General features: G+C 43.5%; 14 protein-coding genes. 8 read left to right on the plus strand and 6 right to left on the minus strand.

Annotated elements, in window-relative coordinates; all coding sequences use genetic code 11:
- Positions 1-112 precede the first annotated feature (112 nt).
- The 4 genes from OCU90_RS07390 to OCU90_RS07405 are packed head-to-tail and all read left to right on the plus strand — an operon-like array spanning position 113 to position 2,755.
- Positions 113-418 carry a c-type cytochrome gene (locus OCU90_RS07390; RefSeq protein ID WP_061025265.1) on the plus strand — a complete coding sequence of 102 codons (306 nt, stop codon included), beginning with the start codon at positions 113-115 and terminating at the stop codon, positions 416-418.
- The gene (locus OCU90_RS07395; RefSeq protein ID WP_061025263.1) at positions 415-1,641 is read left to right on the plus strand and encodes a molybdopterin-dependent oxidoreductase; all 1,227 of its coding nucleotides are present in this window, start codon (positions 415-417) and stop codon (positions 1,639-1,641) included. Before OCU90_RS07390 ends, OCU90_RS07395 begins: the two co-directional genes overlap by 4 nt.
- Positions 1,641-2,144, plus strand: coding sequence for a hypothetical protein (locus OCU90_RS07400; RefSeq protein ID WP_061025261.1), 504 nt, complete (start codon positions 1,641-1,643; stop codon positions 2,142-2,144). Before OCU90_RS07395 ends, OCU90_RS07400 begins: the two co-directional genes overlap by 1 nt.
- Positions 2,141-2,755, plus strand: a complete 615-nt coding sequence (locus tag OCU90_RS07405; protein ID WP_061025259.1) for a c-type cytochrome — start codon at positions 2,141-2,143, stop codon at positions 2,753-2,755. Before OCU90_RS07400 ends, OCU90_RS07405 begins: the two co-directional genes overlap by 4 nt.
- Before the next feature lie 153 nt (positions 2,756-2,908).
- Here the strand turns inward: OCU90_RS07405 and OCU90_RS07410 are convergent, their stop codons facing one another.
- Positions 2,909-3,685, minus strand: a complete 777-nt coding sequence (locus OCU90_RS07410) for a RelA/SpoT domain-containing protein (protein ID WP_017077978.1) — start codon at positions 3,683-3,685, stop codon at positions 2,909-2,911.
- Positions 3,686-4,008: 323 nt separating this feature from the next.
- On the opposite strand from OCU90_RS07410, the gene OCU90_RS07415 reads away from it, so the two are divergent.
- Positions 4,009-4,662 (plus strand): thiopurine S-methyltransferase, encoded by a 654-nt coding sequence (locus tag OCU90_RS07415; RefSeq protein ID WP_061025256.1) that lies wholly within the window; start codon positions 4,009-4,011, stop codon positions 4,660-4,662.
- A gap of 194 nt (positions 4,663-4,856) precedes the next feature.
- On the opposite strand, the gene purT is transcribed toward OCU90_RS07415, so the two are convergent.
- The 5 genes from purT to sbcB all read right to left on the minus strand — a co-directional run bounded on the left by purT (position 4,857) and on the right by sbcB (position 9,947).
- Positions 4,857-6,032, minus strand: a complete 1,176-nt coding sequence (gene purT / locus OCU90_RS07420; RefSeq protein WP_061025253.1) for a formate-dependent phosphoribosylglycinamide formyltransferase — start codon at positions 6,030-6,032, stop codon at positions 4,857-4,859.
- A 167-nt stretch (positions 6,033-6,199) separates the two neighbouring features.
- Positions 6,200-7,087: a cytidine deaminase gene (gene cdd / locus OCU90_RS07425; RefSeq protein ID WP_061025249.1), complete on the minus strand. Its 888-nt coding sequence runs from the start codon at positions 7,085-7,087 to the stop codon at positions 6,200-6,202.
- Between the two features lie 358 nt (positions 7,088-7,445).
- A complete protein-coding gene (locus tag OCU90_RS07430; RefSeq protein ID WP_061025247.1) occupies positions 7,446-8,123 on the minus strand; it encodes an LrgB family protein in 678 nt (225 codons plus the stop codon).
- Positions 8,124-8,125: 2 nt separating this feature from the next.
- Positions 8,126-8,497 carry a CidA/LrgA family protein gene (locus tag OCU90_RS07435; RefSeq protein WP_004734867.1) on the minus strand — a complete coding sequence of 124 codons (372 nt, stop codon included), beginning with the start codon at positions 8,495-8,497 and terminating at the stop codon, positions 8,126-8,128.
- A gap of 25 nt (positions 8,498-8,522) precedes the next feature.
- Complete coding sequence (gene sbcB / locus OCU90_RS07440) at positions 8,523-9,947, minus strand: exodeoxyribonuclease I (protein WP_017091224.1); 1,425 nt, start codon at positions 9,945-9,947, stop codon at positions 8,523-8,525.
- A 1,024-nt stretch (positions 9,948-10,971) separates the two neighbouring features.
- Here sbcB and OCU90_RS07445 point away from each other — a divergent pair.
- The 3 genes from OCU90_RS07445 to OCU90_RS07455 are packed head-to-tail and all read left to right on the plus strand — an operon-like array spanning position 10,972 to position 12,603.
- A complete protein-coding gene (locus tag OCU90_RS07445) occupies positions 10,972-11,406 on the plus strand; it encodes a DUF4402 domain-containing protein (RefSeq protein ID WP_004734871.1) in 435 nt (144 codons plus the stop codon).
- Positions 11,407-11,458: 52 nt separating this feature from the next.
- The gene (locus OCU90_RS07450) at positions 11,459-11,896 is read left to right on the plus strand and encodes a DUF4402 domain-containing protein (protein WP_004734872.1); all 438 of its coding nucleotides are present in this window, start codon (positions 11,459-11,461) and stop codon (positions 11,894-11,896) included.
- A complete protein-coding gene (locus tag OCU90_RS07455) occupies positions 11,893-12,603 on the plus strand; it encodes a fimbrial biogenesis chaperone (RefSeq protein WP_061025245.1) in 711 nt (236 codons plus the stop codon). The genes OCU90_RS07450 and OCU90_RS07455 overlap by 4 nt, the downstream gene beginning before the upstream one ends.
- Positions 12,604-12,650: the final 47 nt, after the last annotated feature.

Below are 12,650 nucleotides of genomic sequence, written 5' to 3' on the forward strand. Positions count from 1 at the left end.
ATTGAACATAGGTTAAATCTAATTGAATTTAAATCACTCGAGTGATTTGCTGTAATGCGCTCAATAAACAGCCAGTTAATCTATTTTGTTGATCTAAATCTAAGGAGAAGCTTTGCGTAAGTCCGCTTTAGCTTTGATGTTACTCTTTTTATCGACTGTCGCTTCGGCAGCGGAGTACCAGCAACTCGCCAATATGTGCATTGCTTGTCATGGCAGTAACAACGACACCTCGTTTCCCTCTATCCCTAACCTTAAGTGGCAAAACCAAGTCTACCTTACTGAGCAACTGACTGACTTTAAAAGTGGTAAGCGTGAGGACAAAACGATGTCCAAAGTCGTGCAACTATTGTCAGAAGAAGACATCAAGAAGTTAGCCAATTACTTTTACCAACTGAACAACACAGGGTCACCACAATGAGTTTAGATAGAAGACAGTTTCTTAAAGCCGCGCTTTCAGCAACCGCAGTATCTGCATTGCCGGTGTCGTGGGTATTTGCCGCGAATCGCCCTGAAGGTTTAGCTGCACTGGACATCAATGCATTAACGTGGGCAAAAGCTGAAGATCTACCGGATTACTACACCGTTTTAAATACCAACCCTTTGAATGCGTATCCGCCAGAAAGTATGCTTGCGCCTGCTGTGACTCCTGCAGATGTTCCTTTTGTTCGTTGGAATGGCTTGATGCCAGATTTTACGGAGATGGACCCAGAGACTTGGACCTTCGAAGTGAAAGGTGAATCGGTAAAAAAGAGAAAAACCTATACGATCGCAGAGTTGAAATCGAAGTTTAAGCATCACACGCAAAGCCTTGTGTTGGAGTGTGGTGGTAACAGCCGTAATAACTTCTATCCAAGCACCAAAGGCAATCAATGGAGCAATGCTGGCGTCTATTGTTCACAGTGGACAGGTGTGTTGCTGAGTGATGTGCTTAAAGACTGTGGAATTAAAGATGATGCGGTTTACGTCGGTAACCATGGCTTTGATAAGCACTTGAGTGGTAAAGGTGAGGCGATTTCACGTGGCGTTCCCATTGCAGCTGCGATGAACGATAACGCGTTAATCGCATGGGAAATGAATGGCGAGCCGATCCCTTATCTTCATGGTTACCCGCTACGAACGGTATTTGGCGGCCGACCGGCTTCTGTTTCTCAGAAATGCACGACTGGCATCAGTATTCGAAATAAGATCCATGATGGGCACAAGATGGCGGCTCCTGCCTATCAAGTGCCTAAGAACCCAATCGCTCCGGGTGAGAAAGTAGATAACAAAGATTTCCGAATCATTGAAGAGATGATCGTTAAATCGTTAATTACTTCGCCAAAGAGTGGCACTGAGTTTACGTTAGGTAAGAAGGTCAAAGTCAGTGGTCATGCTTGGGCTGGCTTGAGAACCGTTGAGAAGTTGCAAGTGAGTTACGATTACGGAACTACTTGGCATGATGCGAAGCTGAACAAGCCAGTAAATAAGGGCGCGTGGCAACAGTGGGAAGCTGATTTAGACCTTCCTACGATTGGTTATTACGAGATCTGGGCAAAGGCAACCGACAGTGAAGGGGATAGCCAGCCAGTCGTACAACCGCAATGGAACCCTAAAGGTTATCTGTTCAATGGTTGTCACCGTATTGCTGTAAGAGTGTCGTGATGCCATCTATTTCCAATAAGCCTAATTATGGCCGTTCGAAACAAGTCAATTTGATTGATGGCCTCTCATTTCATGCAGACTCCACTCCTGTCAGTCAGCGCAGTTACCGTAAAGGCATAATGAGAGCGGCATTGGTGTGCAGCTTGTTAACGTCGATGCTTGTTCATGCTGATGAAGTTCCAGAGAATCCGAAAGAGTATTACGGCGTAGACAAAACGTCGGGTCTAATTATGGCACCCGGTTGGGAGACCGTGAAAGGGCAATGTAACGCCTGCCATACCAGCTTAATCGTTGCTCAGAACAGCGGTAACAGAGAGCAGTGGCGTGAAACCATTCAATGGATGGTCGACACTCAAGGGCTGTGGGATCTGTCGGATACTTGGGATCCAGTATTGGACTACCTCAGTACTTACTATCAAGACAAAGGCATCGATATGAACAAGTATCGTCGTAAGCCTATTGATAGCGCCTTGATGCCACCTATGCCGGGAGAGAGCCAATGATCATCAATCGATTAAAACGGAACTCTCTTGTAAATGGAATTGTTGCGAATGGAGCTGTAGTTAATAGAGCTGTAGTTAATAGAGCTGTTGTTAATAGAGCGATTGTTAATAGAGTTGTTGCTAATAGAGCTATTGCGATAGCCGCTGCAGCAGTAGTTTTGTCGTTATCGGCGTGTACTGATGAACAGCCGAGCACTGAAGATAAAGTTGCCTCGCGAGTCGAATCATTAGGGATAGAGTCGGAACCAGCACCGAAGCTTAAAGCGGAAGCTAAAACTGAGGTTGAAACGCTTGTCGATAGCAAGGTAACCACCAAAGATTACATACCTAGTTTAGTTTCAGGTGAAAAGTTGGTACAGAACTTATGTAGTCAGTGCCATGGTGACAAGATCATTCCCTTCGTACAATCTTATCCAAACATCAAAGGTCAGAAAGCTGGGTATATTCTTAAGCAGCTGCGCAATTTTAAAAGCGATGAGCGCCAAGATTTGTACATGCAGTCGGTGGTGAAACACCTTTCGGATGAAGACTTACAAGATGCTGCGGCGTTTTATAGCACGTTGAAGCCATTAGATTTATACAATCGGACTAAAGAGTATTATCACCAATAAGTGAGGCTTTGTGGGAAGTTGGTTAAGTTGATTTTTACGAGATTTTATAGATAAAACAATAGGTAACGATAGGTTAAACAGTAAATAAAACAAAGGGCTGCGATTATGCAGCCCTTTGTCGTTCTTGTTTGTGATAAGCGTTTATGCCAGTGGTTAAGCCGCTTTGATGTGCGTGGTAATGTAAGGTTGCCATGCTTGTTGGTAAAGCTCTAAAGATTGGCGTCTTAGGCTATTAATTTGTGCTGCTTCAATGTCATTGATAGGGCGTTGTTCTGCAATTGCGTGACGCTCAATGCCTTGGATGATTTCGTAAAGCTCGTGCTCAGGGCCACTTTTCACATCAGCAATCGCTTTTAAGTGAAGTTGAACCTCTGCAATGATGTTGGTCTTTGGCAAACGAACCAACAAGTTAAGGTCACGGTAGCCAGAGTCAGCTGGTGATTTAAACTTGTTTTTCAGCTTAACAACGTCTGCTTCACGGCTTAGCGCTTCGTAAACTTCAACCAAGCTCTCGACATCATTCGCGATAATAGTTGCACGGGCTAAGTCGGTAATTTTTGTCACATCACCATCAAGCTCAAGGGCGATTTTTTCTTCTGCACGAGCTTGAGATTTAACGCCAGCAAATAGCGCTTCAGAATTGGTGAGTAGGGCAGTACTTTTACAGATAGTTTCTAGTTCAGCTTGGCCTTGATGCGCTTTGCTGTACAGAATATCGAAGTCGGTGTAAGGCTGAGTCGGGCGTGAGTCGAAGGCTTTGATGCCGTAAAGGCCGCTCAAACTATGACGGAATACGTTTGATGAAACTTGGTTTTGCGCAGGAGTGCGCGTTTGATCAGTCGAACTTGTTGAAACAGGTGCTGCTGCGAATGCAGGCGCTCGGCTCAATACCAATAGCATTAGGGCCGTCGTACGGAGAAATACACTCATTCAAACTCCAAAATACAAGGTTACAAAAACGGGTAGTTAAAAGGGGTAACCAGTAACGCACAAGAGTAAAAACAGCTTAACTAAACTCACTACATATTAAATGGGGCTAGCTAAGACAGAAACCAACTTTAACGTTTAATATTGCTTTAAAATGTGAAGATATAGACAAATAATCCAACCGTTAGTTCCGCAATTATTAGAACTTTGAACTTAGCCAGTTTCTGATTTCATCGAAACCAATGTGGTACTTTAAACCAAGCTAAGGTTGCTCTTACCTCTCTATACTGTACCCTTGCATTATGACTGTTTAACATGAACGAAAGATGAATAATCCTGAATTTTGGCACAATAAATGGGCAGCCAACCAAATTGGTTTCCACCTCGAAGATGTAAACCCACTTCTGATTAAATTTTGGGAAAATACTGAGCCTAGCTACGAGAAAAGTGTGTTTGTTCCACTTTGTGGTAAGAGTGAAGATTTGATTTGGTTGGCGACAAAGCATAGTGATGTGCAAGGTGTCGAACTCAGCCAGATTGCGGTTCGCGCATTTTTTGCAGAGCACCTTTACACCCCGACTGTGACTCAAATCAGCGGTCAGCACGAGCTGTATCAATTCGATGAACTGAACATCTACACGGGCGATTACTTCTCAGCGCCAATCCAGCCTGTCGATACCATTTATGATCGCGCGTCTTTAGTCGCATTGCCTGAAGAGATGCGAGTGCAGTATGTAGAGCGTTTGAAACAACTACTGAAACCGGGTGGTAAGATCCTTCTAGTGACTCTGGATTACGACCAAAACGAGATGGCAGGGCCTCCGTTTAGCGTACCTAAACTAGAGATTGATCAGTTGTTCGCGGGATACAAAATCACATTGTTGAATCAAGATATTGCAGACGATGAACATCCGAAGATTGCCAAAAAAGGCTTGTCTCGATTTAGTGAAGAAGTGTACTTGATTGAGTCAGACGCTTAAGCGCAGTGAGCTCTCTAGCGAAAAGACCGCTTCAATAAAAAAGATAACACCAACAAAAAGACGGGCTCGATAGCCCGTCTTTTTTGTTGTTCAGGTTTGAAGTCGTGATTGTTCAGATGCGAGAACGTAATGTTTCAGATCTGAGTTAGTCGTTACCAATTAGTAGTCATTAGCTAGAAAATAGTAATTAGCAGCTAGTAAATTACTTTTACTTTAGAAGCACTCTCAATTGCATCTTCAATCGCAGTCTCAGTGCTGTTGCGAAGAGTAAGCGCCACACCTAGACGACGGCGACCATCGATATCAGGTTTACCAAACAAGCGAACTTGCGTCTGTGGTGCGTCTAGCGCCTCTGTAAGACCTTCAAAACGAATGTTGGTTGAAGTGCCTTGACCAAGAATAACCGCTGATGCACATGGGCCGTATTGCGTGATGGATTTGATCGGCATACCGGTAAACGCGCGTACGTGCAGTGCGAATTCAGATGAGTCTTGAGACATAAGAGTCACTAAGCCAGTATCGTGTGGGCGAGGGGATACTTCGTTGAAGATAACGTGATCGCCTTTAACAAACAGCTCTACGCCGAAGATACCGTGACCACCTAGTGCATTAACCACTTGTTCAGCGGTGTATTGCGCTGTTTTAAGTGCGTTGTCTGACATGACTTGTGGCTGCCATGATTCACGGTAATCACCATCTTCTTGGCGGTGACCGATAGGCGCACAGAAATGCACACCGTCGACTGCGCGAACGGTTAGAAGCGTGATCTCGTAATCAAAGTCGATGAAGCCTTCAACGATCACACGACCCGCACCAGTACGACCGCCTTCTTGTGCGTAGTCCCAAGACTTCTGAATGTCTTCCTCTGTTTTGATAACGCTTTGGCCTTTACCTGAAGAGCTCATTACTGGCTTAACAACGCAAGGCATGCCCACGAATTCAACAGCGGCAGCGAAGTCTTCAAAGGTGTCTGCAAAGCGGTAAGGAGAAGTGCTCAGTTTTAGCTCTTCTGCAGCTAGGCGACGGATACCTTCGCGGTTCATCGTTAGCTTAGTCGCATTTGCAGTGGGGACGACATTTAAGCCTTGCGCTTCTAGCTCTACCAACTTGCTGGTGGCAATAGCTTCAATTTCAGGAACCACATAATCTGGCTTTTCTAGTTCAATGATCGCTTGAAGTGCATCGCCGTCTAACATGTCTAATACATGGCTACGATGCGCAACTTGCATCGCTGGTGCGTCTGCATAACGGTCACAAGCAATAACTTCCAAACCTAAACGTTGGCACTCGATAGCAACTTCTTTGCCGAGTTCACCTGAACCTAATAGAAGTACACGAGTAGCATTTTCACGAGTAGCAGTACCAAACATAGAAATTCCTTCCGATCTTTTGAGCGATTGATTGAAAACGGGGTGATCATACTTATTTCAATGGCAAAAGCAAACGTTTGCGCAAGTTGTTGCGTTAATTACAGGTATAAAAAAAGCAGCCCCGTTAAATAGGGCTGCTTATTTAAAATTTTGTTAATTAGATGTACTTAGATTGCTAAGTAAGTCACTGGAATGTCGGGATTAATCGCTTCTAATGTAGATTGCGTATCCGCTAGGTGACTGATGCTACCTTCGGCAATTTCAACCAACGCTGCACTTTCAATCTGTTCAAAATCGAAGCAAGCCAGTTTAAGTTGAATCAACGCCACTTGTAGAGGAGGTAAGCTCGGGTTGAACGCTGCGTTTTCAGCGTAAGCACCGGTGAAAATCTCACCCGACGTCAATTGCAGTGAAACACCACTTAGGTTTTTGGTGTAAGGCGCATGGCTGCGGTTTAGTGCTGCTAGCGCTTCTACAACAATAGGCGTTGTTTCTTCAGTCGTGTGTTTATGATCAAGCTTAGTCATTAGGCCAGTTGTCACACCTAAGTCAGCAGGGCCGAATGAGTCTGGTAGGTACTCTTGCAGAGACATTTCATCACGTTGTGGAAGCTGAACTTTAAGTTCTTTTGCTGTGGTCAGTTCGTTCATGAATTGACGACAGTGGCCACAAGGGCTGAAATTGATTGTGATATCAGAGATACCTTGTTCGCCTTTCATCCAAGCGTGGCTGATTGCAGATTGCTCAGCGTGTACTGTTTGGCCAAGTTGAGCACCAGCGATTTCAAGGTTTGCACCAAAATACAGAGTGCCAGACAAACCACGCACGATTGCACCAACATAAAAGTCAGATAACGGAGCGTAAGAATAGGCTGCGGCAAAAGGAAGTAGCGCAATACGTAGCTCGTCATCCGCTAAACCACTTGCTTGCAGTAGGCTAGCAAATTGTTCTGGAGACAATGTCGCGTCAAAGTTGTCTGCTAATACGATGTCACTCAAAAGTGCTTTGATTGCTGTTGGAGCACTTTCCAGCGCCAGGGTAATACGACTGTTCATGTTGAATCCTTAATTGACCTTAGGCTTTAATTCTATGCAATGCTCAGGAATTTTCTGTGACTTTGATCACTACTGTGTTGTTGTTGTTACATTGGTTTGCACAATTAGAGTGAGGTCACAGATGAAATCGATTGCAAGAGTAAAAACTACCATTGATATCGCACTTATTGCTTGAAATTGAGTTTGGTTTGTCACGTATTGATGAATAAATGAGAGAAAAAAGCCCAAGCTATCACTGAAATAATCAGGTTATGCTTGGGCTTATTGATATCTGTAACGCTTAAAAGTCGCGAACCAGTGAGTTTAGCAATTTACCAACTCATCTATTTAGAGCGCGTATAAACTGTAATCAAAGTGGTTAAGAGTAGAACCAAACCACAAGCGAAAATATACTCGGTGCGATAATCGAGGTAATGACGCCACAGAGCACAAGCGCTAGAGAACTGAATGCAGCATCTTCCTGATTCTTTTCAGCACAGGTCGCAGTACCTAAAGCGTGAGACACGGTACCCATGGTTAAACCACGCGCGATAGGGCTCTTAATACCAATGAGATTGTAGATTGGATAAGCAAAAATTGCCCCAAATAGACCAACAATCAATACCAGTATTGCCGCAATTGCTGCTTCACCACCTAAATGGCTCGATACTTCCATCGCAATTGGTGTGGTGACTGACTTACCTAATAAACTCGCAATCAAAGTTAAGTCCGCTTTAAAAGCCACTGCGATTAATGCTGTCGTTGCCATCGACATCACACTGCCTAGCGTGCAAGCAAAGGTAATAATGCGCCAGTTGGCTCTGATTTGAGGTAGCTGTTCATAAAGCGGGTAAGCAAGTGCAACAACCGCAGGCTGAAGCATGTAGGTAATCCAGGTGTTGTCGGCATAGTAAGTCTCAAACGGTACTTTGAAGAACGTGAGTATCGGAATGATGATACCAATGCTGATCAGTAGGGGATTACACAGCGGTGAGTTTACTTTTTGACTTACCCAGCGAGCAAACAGGAATACCACGATGGTGAGTAGAATCCACATGATCAGTTACCTCTCGAAAGCAAGCGGTCTAAAAACCATGATAAGGACACCAACACCAGCAACGTGCCACCAACGGCGCTCGCCATAATTGGCAATGCGTTCGCGATGAGCATGTCGAAGTGATCCATCAACCCAACACTGATCGGAACAAACAGTAAGATCATTAGGCGGATAATCAAGCTTGCGCCGGGTTGTACCCAGTGCGAAGGAACAATACCAATCACCATGGCGGCAAACAGAATCAACATGCCAAAAATACTGCCAGGGATTGAGGTATCCAAAAAGTGCTGTAACGCGTTACCTGCTGTAAGTGCACCTATGATTAAGGTGAAGGAGATTAAGCAGTAAACCAGTTGGATCAATCTTTCTTTCAAAGTGTTACGTCTCTTGATAATGGAATTAGCTAGCTAACTTTTCTACGTATTGATAAACCGCCTTCAAGATAGCCATTTTCTTCTCGTCGCTTTCATGTTCATGCGCGAGGTTTTCAAGGTTTAGCATGTACTCTTCTAAACGGCTTTCATAAAACTCACGACAATGGTTCGCCCATTTCAATTGCTCAGCTTCGTCGAGCGTCCATGGGAAATGACGAGCACGGTAACGGAACAGTAACGGTTTAATACGTTCATCACCGAAGGTGATATCTAAAGCTGCCAAGTTATTTGGGTCAGTTTCGCGAATGATGTTCATCGCTGTTTTATCAGCAGGTGAGAAGAAACCGTCATAAAGGTGTGTATCAACATCATCACTCTTTTCGTACTCTCGCTCTTGTGAGTACAGGCCGATCAGTTTTTCGCGGATCTCTGGGTGTTCGCGCAGCAGTGCCAAGTTCTTCAAGCATTGTTGGCGATCAATACCGATGGTTTCGGCATTTTCAGCCGTCAGCGTTTTAGCTGGAGCAAGAATAGGGCACTTGTTCAGTTGAACCAATTTGATTGGTACGGGTAGCTCGTCTTCACCCAGTTCACTGCGTTTGGTGTAGAGTCTGTCTCTGAGTTCATCAGCGTCCAGTTCTAACAGTGGGCTTGGATCTTTGGCTAAATCAACCACGATAACGGCATTTTGATTGGTTGGGTGCCAAGCCATAGGCACAATCCAGCTTGTGTAGTTGCAGTCACGGCCAAACATGCCCGAAACGTGCATCAATGGTGTCATGTTTACAATATCAACCAGGTCATTCAGCTTACGCTTATGACGCATGTTGTAGAGGTAATCGAACATCTTAGGTTGTGCAGCTTTCAGCTTCTTCGCTAACTCGATGGTTGCAATAACATCGGCCATCGCATCGTGTGCGTTCTCATGTTCAATGCCGTTTGCCACAGATAGGTGTTCCAGTTTGAAGCTTGGATAACCTTCTTCGTTCTCTGGCCAAACAATGCCTTCAGGGCGCAGTGCATGAACAGCGCGCATTACATCTAATAAATCCCAACGTGAGTTGCCGTTCTGCCAGCTCCACGCATATGGGTCGATGAAGTTTCGGTAGCAGGTGTAACGCGTTACCTCGTCATCGAATCGAATACTGTTGTAGCCAAGGCTTGTGGTGTTTGGTTTCGCCAACTCTGCATGGATCTTAGCGATAAACTCTGGTTCAGGAAGACCTTGTGAAGCCGCTTTTTGTGGTGTGATACGGGTGATCAGTGCAGCTTCAGGCGCAGGGAGGTAATCAGCGGGAGGTTGGCAATAGATAACCAGAGGCTCTCCAATAACATTGAAATCTTGGTCGGTACGAACACCCGCAAACTGACTCGGACGGTCTTTTGCTGGGCTAACGCCCCACGTTTCGTAATCGAAAAAGAAGTAGGTCGGCTGATTATCTGAACTCATTGAAATTCCTGAACAGCAAGCGCAGAACGTTTACTGTGGCTGAAGGTTAGTTTTGTTCAGTATCTGATAGTATGCGGTACGCGTGCAACCCAGATCACAAATAAATTGCTGGAAAACGGTGCTTTACTATTCAATCGAGTCGGTAGGGAAGGTTTTGAATCCAATTGTGGCTTTTCTATGGTCACAATTCTGCCGGTGTACCTCTTTTTTACCTATCTTTTCACCTTAGCTGTTGTAAGGCGATGAGTCGGGTTTCAGGTTTACCGCGAATGAGTTTGCTTGTCTTTTACTCTAAAGCTGTGTGATTAGAAACATCTCGTTGTTTTTTGACTGGTGGTTAATCTGCTGTACCTGTACCTGTACCTGTACCTGAGGCTAATCCGCTGTGCTTATGTCTAAACCGCAGCGCAGATGTTTAAACTGCTTCACTTTCCTGTCTAGGCTCTGTCCAGTTAAGGTGTTTTTCGCAATACAATCCTCTTAGATTTAATTAATTTTTCGGTATTTATGATTGTCGGGGTTAATTTGTCTGGAGCGTTATGTCTGTCTCATTTTTAATACTTCCTATAATCTGTGTTTGAATTGGATATAAAGAAAACTCTAATATTTCATTTTTATTACAATTTATTTTAATTGTCAGTGTGTTTCACTTCTGAGACTACATTGCAACACGGCGATCTATATAGTAATTAACCTTGAATATAATAATGGTTTATTCTTGTTCTTTATTTTAGGGTTAATTTAATTAAGGTCTTTTTATAGAAATAATTACGTACAAAAATAAAGGAATTAAGTGTAAAACCAGTTTTATATATAATTGGTGAAAATGATCCAATACCATTATTATTGTTAGTGTTATTTATATCAATTTACGTGATCTTATTCTCACTGCGCCTCATTTCTTTATAAATAAGTGTCAATATATATATTTTCTAAATAGGATTGTTGTTACTTAATTGTTAACTTTGATTGACTATTAGGTAACCCTAATAATAAAGCCGATTTTATATAAAGGATTAAAGAAATGAACAAAGTCTTTAAGGTTGTTGCTGTATCTGCACTTTCTATCTCTTCAGCGAACGTTTTCGCTGTGAGTGACACTTTTGATGCAACACTAGAAGTAAAACAAGCAATTACAATGACAAAAACAAGTGATCTTGACTTCGGTATCATCACTTCAGACAACACAACGGACGTTGTTATCGCTCAAGGTGATGCTGGAGCTGCGGCATTTACTCTTTCTGGAGAATCTGGTGATGCAGTAACAGTAAGTATTTCTGATACTAACTTGGTTAACGGCGTAAATACGATTGCAGCTGAATTCGACTTTAATAACGCTATTACTCTTACCGGTGGTACTGCGGCTCTTAATATTGGTGGTACTGCACGTACTTCAAGTGCGACATTAGTTGCTGGTACATATACTGCTAACGTTGCAGTAGATGTTACTTACCAGTAATTAAATGAAACCAGTGTAATATTGTGGCTGCTATAAAGCAGCCGCTTTTACTATGAGTGTTCTATTCAAATACGCGATTTATATTGGTCTGATGATTTACTCCAGCCCTTTTCATGCGCTAGAAATTATTCCTGAGAATATGGAAGTGAAATTTCCGGGTATGTATATCTCTGGGTCGGGCCAGAATGCGGATTCAAACCCATCCAATAGTCAGGTTTATGTGGTTCGTTTTTATGTTGAAGGTGAGCCTGGTAAAAAAATCGTGGTTTCTCTCCCTTCCAAGCAATATCTAAACCATTCTCGTAAATCCAAACGCCTGCGTATTAGAAAGTTTTATTTTGGTTGTGGCTTATCAAAGCGTGGTAGAGCCAAAATCAAAGGGAATGGAAGAAGCAAATTATTGTGTATTGGTGCCAAAGTGAAAATCGGCGCTAACCACCCAGCAGGCCTTTACACCAGTACAATCCCTTTTGAGGTTAATTATAAATGAAGTTGTTTATCTCATGTGTTCTCGGCTTAATCTTCACAACACAAGCCTATGCTCAGTTACTCATCGCACCGACTCGTTTTGTGCTGGATGCCGACACTTCGGTGACTGAAAAAATCGTCGTCGAAAACAATTCAAATCAACCGATTCGCTTGGAGATAAAACCGATTTATCGCCCGGTAAAGGCTAGTGGCTTAGTTCGAACTGACGCTAATATCGCGCAATCAGAAGATATCGCTAGTTGGATTAAAGTGTCACCACCAATAATTCGTGAACTTAAACCCAATCAAAGACGCACGGTTCGCTTACGTATGAATGCTTTACCTGCTGACATGGCTGATGGTGAATATCGTGCTTACTTGTGGTTTTCCCCAATAGCAAAAGCTGCAGAGCTATCAGACATTGCGTTGTCTTCAAGTAAAACCAACAGTGATGGTTCAGCCTTTCAACTGAACTTTCACATCAACAGTTATGTGCCTGTTTATGTTCAGAAAGGTGAGCAGGTGCAAGATGTTAAGTTTGCGTGTGACAACCAAAGCATCAAGATTCGAAACGATGGTAACTTTCAGTTTACTGCGAAATTGAATGTCGATGAGCATAGCGAAAAAGTGGTGCTACTTCGTAATGCTGAATTAACCAAGCCTTTCCCAAAAGGCTCAAAGATCTCACTGCTTCAGAACGAACAGCCTCTGTACGAATGTGTTCTGTAGTGCTCGTTTCATTGAAGCGAACTCTGTAAAAGCCAGTGTTCAATTGC

This window comes from Vibrio splendidus (assembly GCF_024347615.1).
In the GTDB taxonomy this organism is placed as follows: domain Bacteria; phylum Pseudomonadota; class Gammaproteobacteria; order Enterobacterales; family Vibrionaceae; genus Vibrio; species Vibrio splendidus.